Source organism: Salinispirillum marinum (assembly GCF_042650105.1).
Lineage (GTDB): Bacteria > Pseudomonadota > Gammaproteobacteria > Pseudomonadales > Natronospirillaceae > Salinispirillum > Salinispirillum marinum.
In genome coordinates this window covers 444,603-468,236 of record NZ_JBHSAL010000002.1, presented here as the reverse complement: position 1 = coordinate 468,236, position 23,634 = coordinate 444,603, and the positions used below count along the sequence as shown (strand labels likewise).

General features: G+C 51.7%; 22 protein-coding genes. 9 read left to right on the top strand and 13 right to left on the bottom strand.

What is annotated here, in order from left to right:
- Nucleotides 1-95 precede the first annotated feature (95 nt).
- Nucleotides 96-662, top strand: a complete 567-nt coding sequence (locus ACFOSD_RS09315; protein WP_380695793.1) for a pseudouridine synthase — start codon at nt 96-98, stop codon at nt 660-662.
- On the opposite strand, the gene tdh is transcribed toward ACFOSD_RS09315, so the two are convergent.
- From tdh to ACFOSD_RS09280, 7 genes are all read right to left on the bottom strand, one after another.
- A complete protein-coding gene (gene tdh / locus ACFOSD_RS09310; protein ID WP_380695791.1) occupies nt 659-1,684 on the bottom strand; it encodes an L-threonine 3-dehydrogenase in 1,026 nt (341 codons plus the stop codon). The two genes, ACFOSD_RS09315 and tdh, sit on opposite strands and share 4 nt — an antisense overlap.
- Nucleotides 1,681-2,886: a glycine C-acetyltransferase gene (locus ACFOSD_RS09305; RefSeq protein ID WP_380695789.1), complete on the bottom strand. Its 1,206-nt coding sequence runs from the start codon at nt 2,884-2,886 to the stop codon at nt 1,681-1,683. The genes tdh and ACFOSD_RS09305 overlap by 4 nt, the downstream gene beginning before the upstream one ends.
- Before the next feature lie 125 nt (nt 2,887-3,011).
- The gene (locus ACFOSD_RS09300; RefSeq protein WP_380695787.1) at nt 3,012-4,793 is read right to left on the bottom strand and encodes an ABC transporter ATP-binding protein; all 1,782 of its coding nucleotides are present in this window, start codon (nt 4,791-4,793) and stop codon (nt 3,012-3,014) included.
- A 91-nt stretch (nt 4,794-4,884) separates the two neighbouring features.
- Nucleotides 4,885-6,063, bottom strand: coding sequence for an enoyl-ACP reductase FabV (gene fabV, locus ACFOSD_RS09295; protein WP_380695785.1), 1,179 nt, complete (start codon nt 6,061-6,063; stop codon nt 4,885-4,887).
- A 111-nt stretch (nt 6,064-6,174) separates the two neighbouring features.
- Complete coding sequence (locus ACFOSD_RS09290) at nt 6,175-6,456, bottom strand: DUF427 domain-containing protein (RefSeq protein WP_380695783.1); 282 nt, start codon at nt 6,454-6,456, stop codon at nt 6,175-6,177.
- A 10-nt stretch (nt 6,457-6,466) separates the two neighbouring features.
- The gene (locus tag ACFOSD_RS09285) at nt 6,467-7,699 is read right to left on the bottom strand and encodes an MFS transporter (protein WP_380695781.1); all 1,233 of its coding nucleotides are present in this window, start codon (nt 7,697-7,699) and stop codon (nt 6,467-6,469) included.
- Nucleotides 7,668-8,147 (bottom strand): FKBP-type peptidyl-prolyl cis-trans isomerase, encoded by a 480-nt coding sequence (locus ACFOSD_RS09280; protein ID WP_380695779.1) that lies wholly within the window; start codon nt 8,145-8,147, stop codon nt 7,668-7,670. Before ACFOSD_RS09280 ends, ACFOSD_RS09285 begins: the two co-directional genes overlap by 32 nt.
- A 170-nt stretch (nt 8,148-8,317) precedes the next feature.
- Between ACFOSD_RS09280 and ACFOSD_RS09275 the strand changes: the two genes are divergently transcribed.
- From ACFOSD_RS09275 to ACFOSD_RS09255, 5 genes are read left to right on the top strand one after another with little or no spacing between them, the layout of a single operon-like run.
- Complete coding sequence (locus tag ACFOSD_RS09275; protein ID WP_380695777.1) at nt 8,318-8,779, top strand: NUDIX hydrolase; 462 nt, start codon at nt 8,318-8,320, stop codon at nt 8,777-8,779.
- Nucleotides 8,763-9,887 carry a tRNA 2-thiouridine(34) synthase MnmA gene (mnmA, locus tag ACFOSD_RS09270; protein ID WP_380695775.1) on the top strand — a complete coding sequence of 375 codons (1,125 nt, stop codon included), beginning with the start codon at nt 8,763-8,765 and terminating at the stop codon, nt 9,885-9,887. The genes ACFOSD_RS09275 and mnmA overlap by 17 nt, the downstream gene beginning before the upstream one ends.
- Nucleotides 9,887-10,528 (top strand): high frequency lysogenization protein HflD, encoded by a 642-nt coding sequence (hflD, locus tag ACFOSD_RS09265; protein WP_380695773.1) that lies wholly within the window; start codon nt 9,887-9,889, stop codon nt 10,526-10,528. Before mnmA ends, hflD begins: the two co-directional genes overlap by 1 nt.
- Nucleotides 10,529-10,538: 10 nt before the next feature.
- Nucleotides 10,539-11,906 carry an adenylosuccinate lyase gene (purB, locus tag ACFOSD_RS09260; protein WP_380695771.1) on the top strand — a complete coding sequence of 456 codons (1,368 nt, stop codon included), beginning with the start codon at nt 10,539-10,541 and terminating at the stop codon, nt 11,904-11,906.
- 7 nt (nt 11,907-11,913) lie between these two features.
- Nucleotides 11,914-13,101 (top strand): JmjC domain-containing protein, encoded by a 1,188-nt coding sequence (locus tag ACFOSD_RS09255; RefSeq protein WP_380695769.1) that lies wholly within the window; start codon nt 11,914-11,916, stop codon nt 13,099-13,101.
- A 74-nt stretch (nt 13,102-13,175) separates the two neighbouring features.
- Here ACFOSD_RS09255 and ACFOSD_RS09250 read toward each other — a convergent pair whose 3' ends face one another.
- The 4 genes from ACFOSD_RS09250 to htpG form a co-directional block, all read right to left on the bottom strand.
- Nucleotides 13,176-13,430 (bottom strand): hypothetical protein, encoded by a 255-nt coding sequence (locus ACFOSD_RS09250; protein ID WP_380695767.1) that lies wholly within the window; start codon nt 13,428-13,430, stop codon nt 13,176-13,178.
- Nucleotides 13,431-13,437: 7 nt separating this feature from the next.
- Entirely contained in the window at nt 13,438-13,806 is a 369-nt protein-coding gene (locus tag ACFOSD_RS09245) for a DUF6586 family protein (protein ID WP_380695765.1), read from the bottom strand.
- Between the two features lie 104 nt (nt 13,807-13,910).
- Nucleotides 13,911-14,462 (bottom strand): YfaZ family outer membrane protein, encoded by a 552-nt coding sequence (locus ACFOSD_RS09240; protein WP_380695763.1) that lies wholly within the window; start codon nt 14,460-14,462, stop codon nt 13,911-13,913.
- A 141-nt stretch (nt 14,463-14,603) separates the two neighbouring features.
- Nucleotides 14,604-16,526 carry a molecular chaperone HtpG gene (gene htpG, locus ACFOSD_RS09235; RefSeq protein ID WP_380695761.1) on the bottom strand — a complete coding sequence of 641 codons (1,923 nt, stop codon included), beginning with the start codon at nt 16,524-16,526 and terminating at the stop codon, nt 14,604-14,606.
- 181 nt (nt 16,527-16,707) lie between these two features.
- Between htpG and dinB the strand changes: the two genes are divergently transcribed.
- On the top strand, nt 16,708-17,763 hold the full coding sequence (gene dinB / locus ACFOSD_RS09230; protein ID WP_380695759.1) for a DNA polymerase IV: 1,056 nt from the start codon (nt 16,708-16,710) through the stop codon (nt 17,761-17,763).
- A gap of 100 nt (nt 17,764-17,863) precedes the next feature.
- Complete coding sequence (gene speA / locus ACFOSD_RS09225; RefSeq protein ID WP_380695757.1) at nt 17,864-19,765, top strand: biosynthetic arginine decarboxylase; 1,902 nt, start codon at nt 17,864-17,866, stop codon at nt 19,763-19,765.
- A gap of 163 nt (nt 19,766-19,928) precedes the next feature.
- Here the strand turns inward: speA and glpX are convergent, their stop codons facing one another.
- On the bottom strand, nt 19,929-20,936 hold the full coding sequence (gene glpX / locus ACFOSD_RS09220; protein WP_380695755.1) for a class II fructose-bisphosphatase: 1,008 nt from the start codon (nt 20,934-20,936) through the stop codon (nt 19,929-19,931).
- Between the two features lie 97 nt (nt 20,937-21,033).
- Entirely contained in the window at nt 21,034-22,374 is a 1,341-nt protein-coding gene (gene gorA / locus ACFOSD_RS09215; RefSeq protein ID WP_380695753.1) for a glutathione-disulfide reductase, read from the bottom strand.
- Nucleotides 22,375-22,614: 240 nt separating this feature from the next.
- Here gorA and ACFOSD_RS09210 point away from each other — a divergent pair, with 240 nt between their 5' ends.
- The gene (locus ACFOSD_RS09210) at nt 22,615-23,562 is read left to right on the top strand and encodes a tripartite tricarboxylate transporter substrate-binding protein (RefSeq protein WP_380695751.1); all 948 of its coding nucleotides are present in this window, start codon (nt 22,615-22,617) and stop codon (nt 23,560-23,562) included.
- Nucleotides 23,563-23,634: the final 72 nt, after the last annotated feature.

The window sequence follows — 23,634 nt, the reverse complement described above, 5'->3', positions numbered from 1 at the left end:
AAGGGCGTTTTGCGGTCGCGAAGTATACCGAAAGCTCGGCAGATCCGGTAGAGTTTGTCGCCTGTGTTCGACCAAAAGATAGCATGAGGCATCACTTGGCCACCTTGGTTCTATTCAACAAACCCTTCAATGTTCTGTCACAATTCAAAGATGACCAAGGTCGAGCCACCTTGTCCGACTTCATTCCCGTACGCAATGTCTACCCAGCAGGACGACTTGACTTCGATTCTGAAGGCTTGTTGTTGTTGACCGACGATGGCGCGTTACAACACCAAATATCTCACCCGAAGAAAAAAATGCGCAAAACCTACTGGGTTCAGGTTGAGGGTGACATCACGGACGGGGCACTGCTAGCGTTGCGCGGCGGCGTAGAATTGAAAGATGGCAAGACCTTACCCGCACAAGCAGAACGACTGGCCCCGCCGTCATGGCTATGGTCACGTAACCCGCCGATACGAGAACGGAAAAATGTGTCTGACAGTTGGATAAGTTTGCAGATCAGTGAAGGAAAGAATCGTCAGGTGCGCCGGATGACAGCGGCTGTGGGCTTCCCTACCCTGCGTTTGATTCGTTATGCGATTGGGCCATGGTCGCTGGAAAGTCTGGCCCTCGGCGAATACAGAGAGCTATCCGTCCATATGCCCAAAGGAAAAACCTTTTAAGTCCACGTTAGAATGACTTTACCCGACTGCCCCGACCGCATCACATCAAAGCCTTGTTGAAAATCGTCTACCGGAAAATGATGTGTAATCATGGGTGTTAAATCGAGGCCTGACTGAATCAGCGCCGCCATTTTATACCAGGTCTCAAACATTTCGCGGCCATAGATGCCTTTGATGTGTAGCCCTTTAAAAATCACCTTGGTCCAATCCACGTTCATATGAGCAGGCGGAATACCCAACATGGCAATTTTACCGCCATGGTTCATGTCGTTCAGCATGGCGGTGAACGCTGATGGAACACCGGACATTTCTAAGCCGACGTCAAAACCTTCCGTCATACCCAATTCCCGCATCACATCCGGCAGTTGCTCCTGCATGACGTTCACGGTACGCGTGGCCCCCATTTGTTTGGCGAGACTCAAACGATAGTCGTTCACGTCAGTCACCACAATTTTCCGTGCGCCGACATGACGACATACGGCCGCCGCCATGATACCAATCGGTCCGGCACCGGTGATTAACACGTCTTCACCCACCAAATCAAACGACAAGGCCGTATGCACTGCATTGCCAAAGGGGTCGAAAATGGCTGCGAGGTCATCGGGGATGTTGTCCGGCAGTTTGAACGCATTAAACGCGGGAAGAACCAGATACTCAGCAAAAGCACCATCACGGTTCACGCCAACGCCAATGGTGTTGCGGCAGAGGTGCGTTCGACCCGCTCGGCAATTTCGGCAATAACCGCAGGTGATGTGCCCTTCACCGCTGACTCGATCACCGACCTTAAAACCACGCACTTCTTGGCCCATATCAACCACTTCACCCACGTATTCGTGACCGGCGATTAAAGGCACCTTGATGGTGTTTTGTGACCAGTCATCCCAGTTGTAGATGTGAACATCCGTGCCACAAATGGCCGTTTTACGAATCTTAATCAACAAATCGTTGTGCCCCATTTCTGGCATGGGCACATCGGTCATCCAGATTCCTTCGATAGGTTTTAGCTTGGCTAAGGCTTTCATGCACTGGCTCCTAGAATGCCGAGTTTGTGCCCGACCCGAATAAAGGTTTCAATGGCGGTGTTCAGTTGTTGTGCGCTGTGAGCCGCTGACATTTGCACACGAATACGGGCTTGGTCTTGCGGAACGACAGGGTACGAAAAGGCGACCACATAAACCCCTTCTTGCACCATCGCTGAAGCAAATTCCGCCGCCTTGTGCGCATCACCTATCATGATCGGGATGATTGGATGGTCTGCGCCCGCCAGGGTGAAACCGGCCTTGCTCATGCGCTCTCGAAACATGGCGGTATTGGCCCAGAGCTGTTCGCGCAACTTACCGCCCTGCTCAAGCATCGACAGCACACGCAGTGAAGCAGAAACAATGGCTGGCGCTAAGGCGTTTGAAAACAGATAGGGTCTTGAGCGTTGGCGCAGGAGATCCACCACCGGCTTGCGGGCTGCGGTGTAGCCGCCGGAAGCGCCCCCCAATGCTTTGCCTAGCGTGCCGGTCAGGATGTCGATACGGTTCATCACGCCACAGTATTCGTGGCTGCCACGTCCTTGCGCACCGAGAAACCCGACCGCATGCGAGTCATCAACCATCACCAGCGCATCATACTGATCCGCCAGGTCACAAATGGCGCTTAAATTGGCGATGACCCCATCCATTGAAAACACGCCGTCCGTGGCTATCAAAATGTGTTTGGCACCCTTGGCTTGTGCGGCTTTTAACTGACGTTCGAGGTCGGCCATGTCGTTATTGGCGTAACGATACCGTTGAGCTTTACACAGGCGAATGCCGTCGATGATGGAGGCGTGATTCAGGGCGTCGGAAATAATCGCATCCTCGGCGTCAAACAAGGTTTCAAACAGGCCGCCATTGGCGTCAAAACACGACGAGTACAGAATGCAGTCTTCCATCCCCAAGAATTCTGCCAGGCGTTGTTCCAGCGTTCTATGCAAGGTTTGCGTACCACAGATAAACCGCACCGAAGCCATGCCGAAGCCATGCCCATCGAGCCCCTCTTTAGCGGCTTCAATCAATGATGGATGGTTGGCCAAGCCTAGGTAATTGTTGGCACAGAAATTCAACACATGGCGACCATCTTCAATACGAATGTCGCCTTGTTGCGCCGACACCAAAGGCTGCTCATGTTTGTAGAGGCCAGCCTCTTGGATGTCGCTCAGTGTGTCGGTTAATTGCTGATAGAAGCCAGAACGCATGATGAGTATCTCTCCCTAATTTTTTATTGTTGATAGGGAAACACTGTAGCAGGAAAGCCGTGGCCTGCCACCGAGGAGCGGCAGGCACGTTGCTATTTTACTGCCTGGAAAATGGCAAGCGCGCCTTACACACCGCCCGTTTGAACCCGCCATTGCGCGGCATAAAGGCCATCAAGCTCGATCAATGCCTGGTGCGTACCCCGTTCAACAATGTGACCGTGTTCCATCACAACAATTTGGTCGGCATGCACAATGGTTGATAAACGGTGCGCGATCATAATCACTGTTCGACCATGGCCGATTTTCTTCAGCGAGCGCTGAATTGCCGCTTCCGTTTCATTGTCAACGGCACTGGTGGCTTCGTCTAAAATCAAAATAGGTGGGTTCTTCAGAAGCGCACGCGCCAACGATAAACGCTGCCGCTGACCACCCGACAAGCGCACACCACGTTCGCCGACCAGCGTTTCAATGCCGGCCGGTAAGCGCTCAATAAACTCCCATGCTTCCGCCACACGCGCGGCTTCAATAATGTCCTCGTCGGATGCATCAGGGCGCCCGTAGGCAATGTTCTCTCGAATGGTGCCTTCAAACAGAAAAACATCCTGACTGACCAAACCAATGGCGCTGCGTAAACTTTGCATGGAAATGGCGTCAATGCTGAGGTCATCAATCAAGATACTGCCCCGCTCTGGGCCGTAATAGCGCAACAGCAGCTTCATCAGGGTAGATTTGCCCGACCCGGTAGCACCCACCAAAGCCAGCGTTCCGCCAGCCGGCACATCCAGATCAATGTTATGCACACCATCAGGTGAATTGGGGTAGGTAAATTGCAGTCCGTTAAAGGTGACACGGCCCGGCGTGCTCAAGGGCAGGTCAATTTTGCCATCATTGGGTACCGCTATGCGCAGCCCTAAAAGGTCAAGAATTCGACGGGTGCTCGCCATCGCCCGCTCGAACAAGTCGACGGTTTGCGCCAAGCCGGTTAACGGCCATAACAGGCGCTGAGTGAGAAAGACCAGAACGCCATAGGCACCGATATTTAACGTGCCTTCCAAGGCCATATAACCACCAATCACAAAGGTCGCCAGGAAGCCCAGCAGCACCGCCATGCGAATTACCGGAATGAACGCCGAGCTGATGGCAATGGCCTTGCGATTGGCTTCTACATAGTCTTCACTGGCGACCCGTAAACGTTCGGCTTCGCGGGTTTCGGCAGTAAAGCTCTTGATGGTAGCCATACCGCCGATGTTGTTCGACAACCGGCTCGACAACGCCCCTACTTTTTCTCGCACATCGTTGTACAAAGGCCCGGCTTTACTTTGAAAGAAAAACGCTCCCCAAATAATCAGCGGGATGGGCGTAAAAGCAAACAAAGCAATCATTGGTGACAGAATAAAGAACACCCCGCCCACTGCCACGACGGTGACAAAGACCTGAATCAGATCATTCGCGCCACCATCCAAAAAGCGCTCTAACTGGTTCACGTCATCGTTCATGATGGCGACCAAATCGCCGGAGCTGCGGGCTTCAAAGAACGCCATATCGAGCTCTTGCACATGCTCGTAAGTATCCTGACGCAAATCGGCCTGTAGGCGTTGCGCGAGATTGCGCCACAGAATCATATACAGATACTGAAACAGCGACTCTCCGGCCCAGATAAAGAAGGTAAGTACCGCCAGAATGATGATTTGCTCTTTCGGTGATTCAAAGCCCAGTTGCGCTACAAAGCTGCTTTCTTGATTGACCACAACGTCAATGGCAATCCCGATGAGTATTTCAGGAGCAATATCAAAGAGCTTGTTGATGATGGAACAGGACGTAGCCGCGATAATGCGGCGCCGATAGCCCTTGGCATAGCGTAACAATCGGCCAAGTGCTTGAAAGGATGAGGTGTTTTCCGACGGCATGCAGACGTCCCTTTTATTCGGTAGTGGGAAGTCTGCATGCTGCCACTGAATCCTGAAATATCCAAGGATTACAGTTGGTTATTGCAGGATATTAAACGACAGGATTGACATCGGCTTCATAGTCTACTGAGGCAAAACCAAACCCAAACAGTTTGAAGAACTCTTCTTGGTACCCGGCAAAGTCCGACAGTTCCATAACGTTTTCTGTCGTGCACTGGTGCCACAGGCGTTCCACTTCGTTTTGCACGCTGTCGTCCAGTTCTTTCAGGTCTACCCGCACCCGACCATGGTCATCCAAGGTCAAGGCGTTACCGGAATAATATTCACCGGACAACAGCTGATGGATTTGCTCTATGCAACCTTCGTGCGTGCCCTGTGCTTTCATCACCTTGTACAACAGAGAAATGTACAGTGGCATCACAGGAATGGCTGATGAAGCTTGGGTCACCAGGGCCTTGAGTACCGAAACACGAGCACTGCCTTGATATTTCTCGGCCAGATTAGCGTTGATGGCCTTCGCCGCGCGATCCAGATCTTCCTTCGCCTTGCCGATGGTCGCTTTGCCATAGATCGGCCAAGTGAGTTCTTTACCGATGTAGGTATAGGCTGTGGTTTTTACGTTGTCGGCCAACACACCGGCCGCATCCAAGGCGTTTAACCACAGCTCCCAGTCTTCGCCGCCCATGACCTTTACGGTGGCGTCAATTTCTGCTTGGGACGCAGGCTCCAACGTCACTTCGGTAACTTGCTTGGTGTCGGTGTTCAATGTTTTACGCGTCACCGCTTCGCCAATGGGCTTCAAGGTAGAGTTGTAAACGGTGTCTGAATTTGGGTCCTTGCGCCGTGGCGACGCTAAACTGTAGACGACCAAATCCACTTTACCCATGTGAGCTTTGATTTCGGCAATTACGTCTTCTTTGGCTTCGTTGGAAAACGCATCCATGTTGAAGGTCTTGGCATACAAGCCTTTCGCTGCGGCTTTGTCTTCAAAGGCACGCGTGTTGTACCAGCCGGCCGAGCCAGTTTTGGTCTCTGTCGCGGGCTTCTCGAACATTACGCCCAGCGTGTTGGCACCATAACCAAACGCGCTGACGATGCGTGACGCCAAGCCATAGCCGGTAGAACAACCCAGTACCAATACATTTTTGGGGCCTGTGCCCGCTACGCCTTGTTGCACAACATAGTCAATTTGTTCCTGTACATTGGTCGCGCAACCGGTTGGGTGTGCCGTGGTGCAAATAAATCCGCGAACTTTGGGTTTGATGATCATAAACAGTTCCATTCTTTCTGGGTGCTGAAAACCAGCACACGGTAGTGAGCGTTATCGGCTAGTGTAAAAGGCTCGACACAGAATCTAAACCCACTAGATTCACAAGTGTTTTTAACGTACGACTTGAATGCCCTTCCAAAACGCAATGTAGCCGCGTATGCCCTTTGCCGTAGACTTAGGGTTGGCATAGTACCAGGCGGCGTCTTCATTGGTTTCGCCATCAACCACCACATGGTAATAATTGGCCACGCCTTTCCATGAGCAGGTGGTCGTTTTATCACTGTCGACCAAGTAATCTTCGTTAACGGATTCTTCCGGGAAATAGTGGTTACCTTCAACCACCACCGTATCATCCGATTCTGCAATGACTGTATTCTTCCAGATTGCCTTCATACACACCTACCTATATGGATTGGGCACGCTTATTGACGAGTATTTGCAGGAGAATGGCACAACTTAGAGTACTCAACAATATGATTATTGAACCTAGAATCACCCCCGGCCACGCCAGCCACTGCCAAAACGGGAACAAGTAGAAGCCACCCAGTGTGGCACCAACATAATAAAACACTAAATATAGAGCAGAGGCACTGGCTTTGGCGGTCTTTGCTTCATTGCTTACCCAGCCTGTGGCGGTGGCCTGAGCGAAAAAGAAGCCAAAGGCATTGACGAAGAAGCCACCGATAATCACCGGCAAATAGGAGATTAAGGTCAACAGTGAACCAACGATCAGGATGACAATTCCCCCAGCCAGGCATCGGGGTGGTGAAAAATACTGGGCGATACGACCGGAAAAAGCGGCCGCAAATGTGCCACTCAAATAGGTTAAAAACAATAAACCCAGCCAAGACGGCGATAACGCATAGGGTGGTGCCGCCAGTAAGAACGTCACGTAACTGTATTGATTGACGAAAATAAAGAAATTAAACCCGCCGATTAAACATGCCAGCAAAATAAACGGGTTACGGATATGGCCCAAAATGTCACCCAGCATTCTGCGTGGGTGCGCGCTCTGCGGGGTAAAATTTTGTGCTTTCGGCAATAACCACACCACGATACCCAAGCACAACAGGCTGATGGTGCCCATCACCCCAAACACCGACGACCAACCCAGCCATTCACCGATCGTCCCACCCAACAATCGGCCACTGATGCCACCCAAGGTATTGGCGCTGATGTAAAGCCCTACCGCGGCCACCATGGCCGAACGCTCGTATTCGTCTCCCATGTAAGCAACGGCGATGGCGGGCAGCCCGCCTAGAAAAAGGCCGAGCAAGGCGCGGGTTAGCAAGAGGCCTGAATACGTCTCCACCCATGCCATGCTGAACGTGGTCATCACCACACCACCCAAACTCAGCAGCATGAGCGGCCTGCGGCCATAGGCATCCGACAGAGCTCCGTAAAACAGCAGCGAAAGGCCTAACGTCAGCGAGGTAATGGTGAAGGCATAACTGGCCTGTAGAGCCGACAGCTGGAACTCTCGGGCTAGGGTTGGCAAAAGAGGCTGTAAGGCGTACAGGTTGGCAAATACCATAATGGACCCCAGACACAGGGCCCAAGTAGCACGGCGAAAGTTTGGGCTGCCGCGCTTAATCAGCGTCGTATCAATGGTGATGACCACCTTTACCATGCGCATGTTTGTGCGCGATTTCTTCTTTTTCTGCGGCACGAACGCTCACGATTTCCACGTCAAAGGTCAGCGTTCGACCGGCTAAGGGATGGTTGGTGTCCACATCGGCTTGTTTCAGGCCAACCTTAACAACGGTCACCTGCCGAGGGCCTTGTTCCGTTTGTACCCGCGCCACCATACCCGGCTTCCATTTCTTTGCCCCCTGCAAGTGCTTCACAGGAATGCGCTGGATGGCATCGGTTTGGGGAACGCCATAAGCTTCTTCGGGTGGCAAGGCAACCTGCACTTGGTCTCCGACCGTTTTGCCCAGCAGTGCCTTTTCCAGACCGGGAATGATATTGCCATGGCCATGCAGATAGAGCATAGGGTCACTGTCGTGTGACGTTTCTATTTGGCCATCGGCGTCGGAAAGCCGATAGTGAAATTCAACCACGGTGTTGTCGGCAATGTTCATCAAAAGCACCTTTTAAGACGTTAAGATGCGCGCATTATCAACAAGCCGCTATTCAGGTGCAAACAAAACCCATTGCTGGCCCAAGCCGGATTCCCTCAGCGCCCATTTTTCGGTAGCATAAGCGCCCCAAATTCATAGCCCTTGAGCGGCTTTTCTGGCGAGTGGAACGTATGAGTTTTCAACCCCATGTTACAGTGGCGGCGCTGGTGAAACAGGGCGAACGCTATTTAATGGTAGAAGAAGGTGATCCCACCCATTCGGTCTTTAATCAACCGGCCGGGCATATTGAGGCGGCTGAGACTGCCCTCGCCGCCTGTATCCGTGAAACCCAGGAAGAAACCGGCTGGCGCGTTACCCCAACGCACATGGTTGGGGTGTATGTCTATTCAGCACCTAATGGCGTGACCTACTACCGCTTCGGGTATGCCGCCACGGCAGAGTCATCCGTAACAACTGAATTGGACGACGGCATCATTGCCGCCCATTGGTTAACCTTGGCGGATATTCACGAATTAGAGGCTGCGGGACGCTTACGCAGCCCCTTAGTGATGCAAATGATTCAAGACGACCTCGCGGGACAACAATTTCCATTGTCACTAATGCACGAAGGCTTTCATGTCACTCAGCAGTAACACCGGTTTAAAAGTGATCGTCGGCATGTCCGGCGGTGTCGACTCTTCGGTCAGTGCCCTTTTGTTGTTGCAGCAAGGGTATCAGGTGGAAGGCTTGTTCATGAAAAATTGGGACGAGGACGACAACACCGAATACTGCACCGCAAAAGAAGATTTGGCGGACGCCCAAGCGGTGTGCGACAAGCTGGGTATCACGCTGCACACGGCCAACTTTGCTGCCGAATATTGGGACAATGTATTTGAACATTTCTTAGCCGAATATAAAGCTGGCCGGACCCCGAATCCGGACATTCTGTGTAACCGGGAAATTAAATTCAAAGTGTTTCTCGATTACGCCCGTATTTTGGGCGCCGACCTGATCGCCACCGGGCATTATGTGCGCCGGGGTATGGGAACGGATGGTGAAGCGATTTTATTGAAGGGCCTCGATGCCAATAAAGATCAATCCTACTTTCTGCATCAAGTGGGCGAAGCGCAACTGGCGCAAACCCTGTTCCCGGTGGGTGAACTGGCCAAGCCTGTAGTACGCCAATTGGCAGAAGAACAAGGTTTGGTGACCCACAACAAGAAAGACAGCACGGGCATTTGTTTTATTGGTGAGCGCCGATTCAGTGATTTCTTGCAACAATATTTGCCCGCGCAGCCTGGCAACATCGAAACCCCCGAGGGCGAAGTCATTGGTCAACATCATGGTTTAATGTATTACACCATCGGGCAGCGCCAAGGGCTGGGTATTGGTGGCTTGAAAAATCATCCGGAAGCACCCTGGTTTGCGGCCGAAAAAGACTTAACACGCAATGTATTGATTGCCGTGCAAGGTATAGATCATCCTCTGCTCTATAAGCAACATCTGCGCATTAAGGACCTTTTTTGGATAAATGGTGGCGCTGCACATGAGCAAGCGCCCGACCTCTCCCAGCCATTGACCTGTAAGCATCGATATCGGCAAACCGATCAGGATTGCATCGTTACGCAGGAAGCCGATGGGACTTATCGGGTCGACTTTCAACAACCGCAGCGGGCGATTACACCGGGGCAGTCGGCCGTGTTTTATCGTGGCCAACACTGTTTAGGTGGTGGCGTTATTGAAGAGGCTTGGAACGCGTAATGGCACAACACTCAATACACGAACAGGCCATTGCCCTGGGTGGCGTGATGCAGGCAGCGCTCTTGGTAGAACAGGTAGCGCGCCGGGGCGTGTGCCCTGCCCCCGACATGGCGACAGCTGTGCAAGCCGTGCTGAACACCAGTCCAGCCTCAACCATCGATATTTTTGGCAGTGAGGCCAATATCCGTGAAGGACTGAAGGCTTTGCGCGTCGTGTTATCGCGTGAACAGCCGGGCGTGCATCCTGACATCATGCGATATGCGATGAGCTTGTTGCACTTGGAAGGTAAGATGCGCAACAACGACGCCATGTTAGCAACGTTAGGCAAGATGATTGCGCAGAGCCAAGAACGCTTGAACTACTTTCAAGAGCCGAATCATGACGCGGTAATTGGCTCCTTGGCACGCGCCTATCAGGACACCCTCAGCAAGCTAAATTTTCGTATTCAAGTCACCGGCAACCCGACCTATCTGAATCAACAGCGTCACGCGGATCAAATTCGTATGTTGCTGCTCTTTGGTGTGCGTTCCGCGCGATTGTGGCGACAATGCGGCGGCCATCGTTGGCAACTCATGTTGAGTCGAGGCAAATTGCTGCGGGCGACTCAGGATCTTTTAACCGGCCATTCCACTTCCCAGTAGAGAGAATTTTATGGAACTTTCGGCATTGACCGCCATTTCACCCATCGACGGACGCTACGGCAGCAAAGTGCTCCCCTTGCGTGAACACTTCAGTGAATTCGGTTTGATCCGCTACCGCGTGCTGGTAGAAATTCGCTGGCTACAGCGTTTGGCAAATCATCCTGAAATCACCGAGTTGCCGCCACTTTCAGCCGCTGCCGATGCCCATTTGAACGCTGTGGTCGAGCAGTTTTCCGTAGCCGATGCACAGCGCATCAAAGATATCGAACGCACCACCAACCATGACGTCAAAGCGGTGGAGTATTTCATTAAAGAACGCATTGCGGATGTGCCGGAATTGCAGGCCGTTACTGAATTCGTGCACTTCGCCTGTACCTCGGAAGACATCAACAACCTGTCTCATGCTTTAATGCTGAAGCACGGTATTCAGGATGTGGTGCTACCGATGATGCAACGTATCGCCGATGCTATTCGGGTATTGGCTCATGAACAGGCCGCTCTGCCGATGCTGTCGCGAACGCATGGGCAAACTGCCTCGCCAACCACCCTCGGCAAAGAAATGGCCAACGTAGTGCATCGCCTAGAGCGCCAGATCGCCCATGTTGCGGCCACTGAATATCTGGGGAAAATTAACGGCGCGGTTGGCAATTACAACGCACATTTAGCGACCTACCCTCATGTAGACTGGCAATCTAATGCTGAAGCCTTTGTGACCGACCTCGGGTTAACCTTTAACCCCTACACCACACAAATCGAGCCACATGATTACATTGCCGAACTGTACGATGCCGTAGCTCGGTTCAACACCATCTTGATTGATTTTGATCGTGATGTTTGGGGTTACATCTCGTTGGGCTATTTTAAACAGCGCACCATCGCTGGCGAAGTGGGTTCAAGCACCATGCCGCACAAGGTTAACCCGATTGATTTTGAAAATTCCGAAGGTAACCTGGGAATAGCAAACGCCATATTAGGGCACTTGGGCTCCAAGTTGCCAATTTCGCGCTGGCAACGGGATTTAACCGACTCGACTGTGCTGCGCAGCATGGGGGTTGGTTTGGCACACAGCTTGGTGGCTTATGAGTCAACCTTGAAGGGCATTTCCAAGTTAGAAGTGAATGCCGAACGCTTGGCGAGCGACCTCGACAATGCCTGGGAAGTCATGGCCGAGGCGGTACAAACCGTGATGCGTCGTTATGGTATTGAGCAACCCTATGAAAAACTCAAAGCATTCACGCGCGGCAAGGCGATCACGCGCGATGGCATGATTGAGTTCATAGGCACACTTGACTTGCCCGCCGACGAAAAAACACGGCTGTTGGCCATGACCCCTGCCAGCTATATAGGCAACGCAGTTGCCCAAGCCAACCAAGTGTAAGGACAACATGATGTCGAGCACGCCACTATTGTTTGATCAAATGCCCGTCGATACCTTTTTACGTGAGTATTGGCAGAAGAAACCCTGTTTGTTTAAACAAGCGTTGCCCGGCATCGTTTCTCCACTGACGCCCGATGAATTGGCAGGTTTGGCATTAGAGGACGATATTGAAAGTCGGTTGATCATTGAACATGGTACTGAACACAATCAATCCCCTTGGGAACTACGCCGAGGTCCATTTACTGAGCGGGATTTTGCACGTCTACCCGACACTCACTGGACCCTGTTGGTGCAGGCCGTCGATCAATGGGTGCCAGAGGTCAAAGACTTACTGAAATCGTTTCAATGCCTGCCCCAGTGGCGTCTGGATGACATTATGATCAGCTTCGCCCCGGAAGGTGGCAGTGTCGGGCCACACTTCGACCAATACGATGTATTTTTGGTGCAGGTGGAAGGTACGCGGCATTGGGACCTCGGCCCGGCGTGTAATCATCTTTCTGCGCTCAATACCGATACCGAACTAAAAATCTTAACGGATATGGCGGTCACCGAAGGCTGGGATATCACGCCCGGTGATGTGCTCTATGTGCCGCCGTCTGTTGCGCATCACGGTGTTGCGCTCGATAACTGCCTCACCTACTCCATTGGTTTCCGTGCGCCAGATGCGGTAGAGATGCTGCAAGGCCTGGCACAACGGCTTGATATCGAGCCTGACGTTGACTTTATGCGGTATCAAGACGCTGATTTGTCGGCCGCCGAAGCCGGTCATGCGATTACCCCTCAGGCGCTTGAGCGCATGCGCGCCGTCATGACGAAGGCCATGGCACGTGATGATGTGCTGGCGGATTGGCTGGGTGCCTTTATGACGCAAAACAAATACGACCTGTTTGATTGGGACGATGTAGAAGACGGCAATTTAGAATTATCACCCACGCAGTTCGTACAAAAAGCCTTGCCTACGCGGATCGCTTGGTTTGGTGAGCGTTTGTACGTGAACGGACGGGCCTTTCTGTTAACAACGGAAGACCAGCCGCTTATGGCGTCCTTGGCGCACAATCAATCCTGGACATGGCAATCATTGACTGATCTGGCCGCGTCCGAACAAGCACTGGAGGTTCTGGACTTGCTGATTTTAAGTGGCAGTTTGGAATTGCCGGAAGAAGATGCGTTTGCTGCACCAGTTACGGTGAACTGACGCGAATAAAGCGGCACGAAAGCCGGGTCAGTGCGCGTTAAATCTTGCATCACTGAGCCCGGTACTTCTAGGCATCAATGAAGGGTTTCTGAGGGCGTTTCAATATCAATCCAGTCATCAGAGCCCTCAAAGTCTTCCCCCAGCTCCATCATCTGCTCTACTGCCTCCATGCCCGCACCAATCATAACCTTGGCGATTTCGATGTGATTCACCTGAAGGCGTTCTCTGGCTTCTTTTGAAAAAGCTATTTTCATCATCGGCTCGGTCTCGTTTTCACGGACCAAAGCGATATCGCCATCTTCTAATTCTACGATTTCCCAGAACATCATTTACCTCTTAGTAAGTCTGGCTGTGCTCGCGGAAATCCGCGGCCATGGCTTTTAGCCCGGCTAACGCTTCGGAATGCCAGGTATCCGTTCGGTCAGACAAAATTAGCCCCGAAAGATCGGGGCTTGCGTCCGCGCTGCGCTCGGCGGGCAATTCCTGCCAAAGCATCTGCCATTCCGCCAATAGACGTGTTAACCAGTGGTCGGGCTGAGCTTTGGCTTGGGCCAGAATGTTTAATTCGTACATGCCGTCGTTAAAGTCGGCTAATGCGGTGATATAGCTTTGCTCTTCTGCTCGGCTACCTGAAAGGGTTCCACCGATTCGATACAGATCACATAAACCGGATAAAAGGGACAGATACGTTCGATACAACTGCATCGTGACGATGTCATGCCACAATGATTGTTCTGTTGGGGCGGCCTTGTTAAGCCGCTCCAACAGTTGTTGTGCTCGGAAATGTTGCCGTTGGAAGCCACGCACGGTTAGTAACGGACTCGGAAACCTACGGTGACAGTAGAATCTAATGTCTGCTCTCGATCAAACAGCGCACGGGTGTCACTGTAACCGACAAAAACGCGCGCTTGCGGCAATACAAGATAGGTCAAGCGTGCTTGAATATCATGGAACTGCTCAAGGCTACCAAAGGCCAAAACCGGCGGCGAATAATATGCTGACAACTCAGCACCCACACCGTTTAACTGTGGCGGGTTGTAACGCAAGAAACCGCCCAAGCCGATGGTGACATTGGTGTCCTCTTCCGGGACATAAAATAAAAATGCCTTACCACCGATACCGCCGATCAATTCCGGCCGTTGATTTGACGGATCAATGGCATGGACGCCCCCGGCAATCAATGAACCATCTTCCTGGTGATACCACCCACCCACGGTAATGTATGCACCCGTACCAACCCGAGCCGCACCATGTTCAGCGCGAATCGACTCCGTTGACAAGGCAACATCAACCGAACCGCCTGCCCAGGCGGCAGTAGACAATGTGAGCGCAGCAAGGGCGAGAGAGAAATGTTTAAGCATCCGTATTATGCTCCTTAATGATTGCGCGCATTCTACCGGTTTAAGCTTGAGAATTCATCCACTAAACCGAATAGACCTTGTACATAAAAAAGTGCACCAATGCAGAGCATTGGCGCACCTATTTAGACAGCCGACAAAGGCTTAATTGAGTTCCATCAACAGCTTATTAATGCGCTTCACATAGGCTGCAGGGTCCTTCAGTCCATCACCACCGGCCAAACGGGCTTGCTCGTAAATCACCGCAATCAATTCTTTGGTGCGGTCATCGTTGGTTTCATTGTTCAAACGCTGAACCAATGGGTGCTCTGGGTTGATCTCAAGAATCGGCTTGGCATCAGGGACTTTCTGCCCTGCCGCTTCCATGATCTTACGCATTTGCGCACCCATGTCGTATTCACCCACCACCAAGCAGGCTGGCGAGTCGGTTAGGCGATGTGTAGTGCGCACTTCTTTTACGTCTTCTTCCAGCTCTTTGGCGATTTGGGACGTTAAGCTCTCAAAGGCCTTATCGGTTTCTTCGTGTTTTTTCTTCTCTTCTTCATCTTCTAAATCGCCCAGATCGAGCTGACCTTTACCCACGTCTTTAAGGTGCTTGCCGTCAAACTCGCTCAAGTGGCCCATGAGCCATTCATCAATGCGATCGGACAACAGCAGCACTTCAATGCCTTTTTTACGGAAAACTTCCAAATGCGGGCTACCGGCAGCGGTATTGTGGCTGTCGGCTGCAACATAGTAGATGTCCTTCTGGCCTTCCTTCATGCGGCCGATGTAATCCGCCAAACTCACATTTTGCGTTGCCTCACCGGTATGGGTGCTGGCAAAACGCATCAGGCCCGCTACTTTTTCTTTGTTGGTGAAGTCCTCCGCCGGGCCTTCTTTCAACACCTGGCCGAATTCATCCCAGAACTTTTGGTAATCCTCAGGCTTTTTCTTGGCCATTTTTTCCAGCATGTCCAAAACCCGCTTGGTCAGCGCGGTTTTCAATGCATCGACGGTTTTGTTGCTTTGCAGAATTTCGCGAGAAACGTTAAGCGACAAGTCATTGCTGTCCACCACACCTTTAATGAAGCGCAAGTAGGTGGGCAAAAACTGCTCGGCATCGTCCATGATGAACACGCGCTGCACATACAGCTTTAAACCGCGCTGCTGGTCCCGGTTCCACATATCAAACGGCGCTTTGGCGGGCAAAAACAACAGCGAGGTATAATCCAGCTTACCTTCCACCCGATTATGTGACCACGTCATGGCATCAGCAAAGTCGTGTGAAATGTGCTTGTAGAATTCTTGGTATTCTTCGTCTTTGATGTCGGACTTATTACGGGTCCACAACGCGGTTGCCGAGTTGATTTGTTCTAACTTGAACACCGGCTTATGGTTTTCTTTCTCTTTGCCTTCATCGTCGTACTTGGCGGAATGGTCTTCCACTTCCATCATCACGGGAATGGAAATGTGGTCACTGTATTTGCGCACCAAGTTCTTCAGCCGCCATTCGTCCAAAAACTCTTCTTCACCTTTTTTCAGGTGCAGAACAATCTCAGTGCCGCGCGTTGGGCGCTCAATATCGCCCAGATCAAATTCGCCAGCGCCTTCACTGCTCCAATAAACACCCTGCTCTACCGGCGTGCCGGCTTTACGGGTAAAGACTTCAACGCGGTCGGCCACGATGAAGGCACTGTAGAAACCAACGCCGAATTGCCCAATCAGGCGGGCGTCTTTCTTTTGGTCGCCGCTCATGTTTTTCAAAAACTCAGCGGTGCCCGACTTGGCGATTGTCCCCAGATTAGACACCACCTCATCCTTGGACATACCGATGCCTTTGTCGATCAGCGTCAGCGTCTTTTTCTTTTTATCGAAGTCGATGCGAATGTTGAGTTCGCCGTCCCCTTCGTAAAGGCCATCATCATTTAAGGCCAAAAACGACAATTTATCCGACGCGTCGGATGCATTAGAAATCAATTCACGTAAGAAGATTTCTTTGTTGCTGTACAGCGAATGCACCATGAGGTGGAGCAGTTGTTTGACTTCTGTCTGAAATTCGCGTTTTTCAGTGGTCGCCTGAGACATGGTGTGTTTCATCCTCCGTTGGGTAATAAGGTGGGCCGGATTCGCCCGATCAATCATCTGACTGACGTTCTTCAATGGGGTCTGCCGAGGCGATTTCAAGCGTCTTTTAATGATGTAATGCTTTACAGGCTGGATTGGATGGCTAGAATACTGGTTATTCATACAGTATTTGGTGCATGATATGCAGGCTCATCGCAAAATCATTCACGTCGACATGGATTGTTTTTTTGCTGCAGTGGAAATGCGTGATAACCCTAGACTGCGAGACATTCCGATCGCCATTGGTGGACGCGTCAATCGAGGGGTTATCGCCACCTGCAATTACCCAGCCCGTGCCTATGGCGTGCGCTCGGCGATGCCCACGGGCCAAGCGCTAAAGCTCTGCCCACACCTGACGCTGATCCCCGGTCAGATGGAAAAATACCGGCAAGCCAGTGAACAGATTCGCACTATTATGATGCGCTACACCGATCTCATAGAGCCGTTGTCGATGGATGAAGCCTATTTAGACGTGACCGATTCGGCATTATTTCAAGGGAGCGCCACGCGCATGGCCGAACACCTGCGGCAAACCATCTTCGAAGAAACCGGTTTAACCGCTTCGGCGGGCGTGGCACCCAACAAGTTTCTGGCCAAAATTGCCAGCGACGAAAACAAGCCGAATGGATTGTGCGTGGTTCGCCCCGATCAGGTCGACGCCTTCGTGCAGAATCTGCCCTTGAGTCGTATCCCAGGTATTGGGCAAAAAACTGCCGAGCGCCTTGCCGCCTTGGGCTGGTTTCAATGTGACGATGTGCGTGAAGCGCCTTTGCATTTGGTGGTAAAACACTGTGGTTCTTTGGCGGAAAGTTTATTGCAGCGTGTTCGAGGCGTTGATCATCGTCCGGTAAACACATCGCGTGAACGAAAGTCGGTGGGCGTGGAAAGAACACTCAGCGAAGACTTGATCAGTGCCGAGGAGTGCCTGCATAAAGCGCTTGAACTCTGGCCTCGCCTACATGATCGCTTATCATCAAGCCGGCAATTGAAGGCGGTGAAGTCAATTGGCGTGAAGCTAAAATTTAATGACTTTATTCTCACCACGGCAGAAAAAGCCTGCCGACAGGTCACCCGTGACGATATCACGAGCTTGCTGGCTGAGGCTTGGCAGCGCGGAAATGGCAAACCCGTTCGGCTGGTGGGCATACAGATCGGGCTGCAGGACATGAGCCATCCGCAACTGTCCTTTCAGTTTTAACGCATAAACCCGTTCGACCAGCATTTTTTCCACCCTGCTTGCTGTTGGCATGCACAACAACTAGCCTTAGACTGCGCGACTTAATCATAGGAGGACGCCGGTGACCAATTGGACCGCTCAAGACAGTGTGGCTTTGTACAATTTTAATCGTTGGGGTGCGGGCTACTTCGATGTGGCCGAGAACGGCGACGTTACCGTCCGTGATCCGGATACAAATGCATCGGTCAGCTTTGCTAAGATCTTAGAATTGGTGCAGGAGAAAGGCCTTGAACTGCCTGTGCTGGTTAGATTCCCTCACATTTTGCACCACCGGGTCGCTAATTTGGTGAGCAGTTTTCAACGTGCCATCGAATATGAAGAGTACGCGGGTCAATTTATGCCGATTTACCCGATCAAGGTGAATCAGCAACGCCAAGTGGTGGAAGAAATTGTCGCGGGTCAAAAGCGTGTATTGAACGGTCGCATTGGTCTTGAAGCCGGCAGTAAACCCGAGTTGCTGGCGGTTTTGGCGGTGTCTGAACCCGGCAAGTCAACCATTGTCTGCAACGGCTATAAAGACAAAGATTACATTCGCCTGGCCTTGGTCGGTGAGCGATTAGGCCACCGTGTTTATATCGTCTTAGAAAAGTCCAGTGAGCTAATTGATGTTTTGAACATCGCAGAAGAGCTGGGCGTTGCGCCACGCATTGGCGTACGGGCACGATTGTCGACGGTTGGTAAAGGCAATTGGCAAGATACGGGGGGCTACAAGTCAAAATTTGGCCTGTCGGCGAGTGAGATCTTGCGCACTATCGAGATTCTGCAAAGCCGCAATCAAGTGAATGCCTTTCAGTTGCTGCATTTCCACTTGGGAAGCCAAATCGCCAATATTCAAGACATTCAGGTCGGGTTGCGCGAAGCTGCACGTTTCTACACCGAACTGCGTGGCTTAGGCATGCCCATCGACGTGGTAGACGTGGGTGGTGGCCTAGGTGTTGATTACGAAGGCACGGCCTCACGCAATGTCTGCTCGATGAACTATTCGACCGACGAATACGCCAAAAAAGTCGTGCATGCGTTCCGTGAAGCAGCGGTTTTGAATGACCTACCCCAGCCAGACATTTTCAGTGAATCCGGGCGAGCGGTTACAGCCCACCACGCGGTGTTGATGACCAATGTGATTGGTATTGAACGCAATGCCGTGCATGAATTAGCGGAGCCGGAAGAAGACAGCCATCCATTGTTGCTCAGTATCTGGGATAACTACCGCGATGCCTTGGCTCGTGAACGCAGCCTGATCGAAGTGCATCATGATCTGGTGACCTTCACGCAGGACATTAACCAAGCCTTTACTCATGGCCAGTTAAGCCTCACCGAACGTTCGGCGTGTGAACAAATCATGCGCGCCACCGCCTTTCATTTGATGAAGACGTTGAACCCGGCCAAGCAAACACAACGGCTGATCATTGATGAGCTGAATGAGCAGATGGCCGATAAAGTCTTCGCTAACTTCTCATTGTTCCAGTCCATGCCGGATGCCTGGGGAATCAAACAAATTTTCCCAATCATCCCGCTGCGTGATTTGGATCAGGAGCCGACCCGACGTGGCGTGATTCGTGACATAACCTGTGATTCTGATGGTCGTATTGACCACTATGTGGATGGCGAAGGTATTGAAACCACCCTGCCTTATCCGCCGATGGAAGTCTCAAATTCGTTGCTTGGCTTCTTCCTGGTGGGCGCATATCAGGAAATTCTAGGTGATTTGCATAACCTGTTCGGTGATACCGATGCGGTGAACGTCATCTTTGAAGAAGGTGAAGCTGTATTGTCGCATTGGCAGCGTGGCGATACCGTCAGCAAAGTATTGCAATACGTGAACTTTGACCCGCAAATCCTGATGTTAGCACTGGAAGCTCAAGTAAAACGTTCAGATTTAACGGCGAAAGAACACGATGAATTCATGTTATGGTTGAGCAATGGATTGGCGGATACCACCTATCTTGACCAGCCAGAAGGCTAATAATTAGGGGGGAAACCCCCTTTTTCCAGAATAACCGATGAGCTAAAAACTCAGTGGCGATAAGCTGGCTAGGCAAAAATGTTTGAGGAAGCGGAGCTTACTCTAAAGTAAGTGAGCATTTTGAAACCATTTGTAACACCGCCAGATTGAGTCCAATGACGTTTTACTGAATAAGCTGTCTCACTTCATCATCCTTTCGATCTAAATAATGCGTACTCTTGATTCGTCTTACTGTGCGCGATTTACCGCGAATGAGTAATGTTTCTGTGGTGGCCAGAATACCATCACGGGTTACCCCATCCAGCAAATCTCCCTTGGTGATGCCTGTTGCCGAGAATACCAGGTTGTCCGACCGCACCATATCTTGCAACGTCAGCTTAACACCATGCTCTACACCCATCTCGACACAACGTTGTGCTTCCCATTCGCTGGCCGCTATGTTTTCGGGCGATTCACCTTTGGCATCTTTCCGCAACACGAGGCGACCATGCATGTCGCCACCTAACGCCCGAATAACCGCAGCGGAAATCACACCCTCTGGTGCGCCACCGATGCAATACATCATATCGACCTGACTTTCCGGTACGCTGGTAAGAATCGAAGCAGCAACATCACCATCCGGTAACGCAAACACCCGCACACCCATGCTTTGTAATAAGCGAATCATTTTGTCGTGACGCGGTTTGGCGAGCGTCACCACAGTCATGTCTTTGAGGCTTTTGCCCAATGCTTGCGCGACGTTTTTTACGTTCTCAGCCAAAGGCAAATCGATATCGATAGCTCCGCGGGCGTTCGGTCCTACCACCAGCTTTTCCATGTACATATCGGGTGCTTTCAGAAAACAGCCTCGTTCACCAGCCGCTAACACGGCAATAGCATTGGATTGCCCCATGGCCGTCATCCGGGTGCCTTCAATGGGGTCTACGGCGATGTCGACCGGCTCACCACCGAGGCCGACTTTTTCACCAATGTAAAGCATGGGGGCTTCGTCGATCTCGCCTTCGCCAATGACAATTTCACCGTCTATTTCACTTTTATTGAGCAAGCTCCGCATGACGCTGACCGCCGCTTGGTCGGCAGCATTTTTATCGCCACGCCCCAGCCATTTATGGCCTGCCAAGGCGGCCGCTTCGGTGACCCGTGAAAATTGCAATGCGAGGTCGCGTTTCATATCCAGTATTCCATGCCATGGTCGAAAAAGGCGGCGATTCTACCACGCACACACGTTTGGGCCAATGTGCCTGTGGACCGACAGGCACGGACAGCATTTAGGACACAGGCGTTCGCATGGTGACAAACTCTTCTGCCGCGGTTGGGTGAATACCAATGGTCTGATCAAAATCGGCCTTGGTAGCACCCATGGCATAGGCAATGCCGATGCCTTGCATGATTTCACCGGCATCGGGCCCGACCATATGAGCACCGAGAATGCGCTGGGTATCCCGACACACCACGAGTTTCATCATGGCACGCACGGGATTGCCCGACAGAGTATTTTGCATCGGTCGGAAACTGGATCGGTAAATCTCAACGTTATGGGACTTGCGCGCTTGCTCTTCGGTGAGCCCAACGGTTGCTATATTGGGCTGGGAGAATACCGCAGTGGGTATAGCATCGTACCGTACCGGGCGACCGCCTTGGCCGAACCATTCGTGGGCCAAGAACATGCCTTCCGCTAAAGCGACCGGGGTTAAAGCAATACCGCCGGTAACATCCCCAATGGCGTAGATGTTCGGCACACTGGTCGCGTACTGTGCGTCTACCGCTATTCCACCTTTTTCATTCAGATGTACGCCAACCGCAGCCAATCCCAAGCCGTTCACATTGGGTTTTCTGCCCGTACAGCCTAACACCAGATCCGTTTCCAGGGTCTGTCCGTTGGTGAGGGTTACCCGATAACCCGCGGCATTCGGTTCAACACGGGCTACATCGGCGTTCAACTGAACGTCAATACCTGAGACCTGATATTGCTCATAGGCGAACTGCCGAATGTCATCATCGAACCCTCGCAACAGTTGATCACCACGATGCACCAGTGTCGTTTGCACGCCCGTCGCGTTGAAAATGCCGGCAAATTCAACCCCAATGTACCCTCCTCCGATAACCACAGCCCGTTTCGGCCAGGTCGTCAAATGAAACACTTCGTTGCTGGTGATGATATGTTCCCGACCGGGAATGTCGGGTACAAAGGGCCATCCACCGGTGGCAATAAGAATTTTTTCCGCGCTGTATGTGTGCCCGTTCACCCTCACTTCATGCTGGCCAACCATTTCGGCCCGGCCACGAATGAGCTGCACACCCGCATTGGTCAACAAGTCGCCATAGATCCCGTTTAAACGAGCAATCTCTTTGTCTTTGTTGTCGCGTAAGCGCACCCAGTCGAACTCCGGTACGGCGCTGTCATAGCCGAATTCACGAGCGTCCACAAAACCCTGTGCAAACTGAGCCGCGTACACAAACAACTTTTTCGGTACGCAACCCACATTGACACAGGTGCCACCTAAATCACTGACCTCGGCAACCGCGACGCGGGCACCGAGCTGCGCACTCATTCGAGCGGCACGGACGCCACCGGAACCGGCCCCTATGACAAAAAGATCAAAGTCCATCAACAACTCCCCACTCAAAATAATGTTCTTAAGATGGAGAAATAGTATCAGAGTTCCGTGATGACCTGAGGAATCAAATGTTGCTGCCGGTTCTCAAGTCGTTGTAGGTAGACAAACGACAAGACGACTCCTACACTAAAGTTCAGTACACACAGCATAATGAGCCCAGATCAAGACTCGAATCATGCCATGAGTCATGAAGAATCAGGGCCGAACATCGGCGACACAAGAAGTAACCACATGCATAATTATAAAGCGCCGCCGGTCATTATTGCGTTGATCCTGTCACTCATGCTGACCGGACTGGCAACAGGTAATGACTTTCCTAATAGACCACTGACCTTGCTGGTCGGGTTCAACCCGGGTGGCAGCGTGGACATTCAGGCCAAAGCCTTAGCCGAAGCGCTTTCAGACCAATTGAACCAACCCGTGGAATTGCTGTATCAACCCGGTGCCGGAGGTGCGGTAGCCGCCGCTATGCTGGCGGCCAGCCAAGAAGGTGCCTACGTTTTTCTCTATGGCCCTAGCCTGCCCTTTACGTTTACGCCCTTGACCACCAGTACATCTTATCAATGGGACAGTGTGCGTCATATCGCCGCCTTGGCTATGGACCAGTCAGCCATTGTCACCGGCGGCACTCAGCCCTGGCAAACCTGGGCTGATTTTTTAGCCTATGCCCGCACACAAGAAGAGATTGCCGTGGCGTCACAGTCGCCTCAAGACCGATTCTTAATGAATTTAATTAGCCAAAAAGAAGGCATTAACTTTCGTGTTATTCCCACAACGGGAGGCGCTGGCATGGCCCCATTGGTCGTTTCCGGTGATGTCGATATAGCCTTTAGTGGCGGTACGCATACGCAATTTACTGATGCGGGTGATATGCGAGTTTTATTAGGTCTGTCAGATGAACGCTTAATCTACTATCCGAGTGCACCGACCCACCGCGAGATGGGTTACCAAGCAGGAATGACCAACCTAAGAGTCATTACGTTGCCCCTTAACACCGCCGAGGAAGATGTGCAGGTGCTGTCCAAGGCATTGGATGCTGCAACCCGTGATCGTCGATTCATGGAAGCAACAGAGCAAGTCAGGCTGCCCCTGATGTTCTTATCTGAAAATGATGTCATGGCGACGCTGCGTCGACAGACACAGGAATTTCAGCGATTAATCGCTGATTTTGGTGATTGATCATGAAATGGTTAAACGCTCTGATTTTTAAAAGATGCCGAAAAATGATCAATATTCATTCAGCAGGCGCTC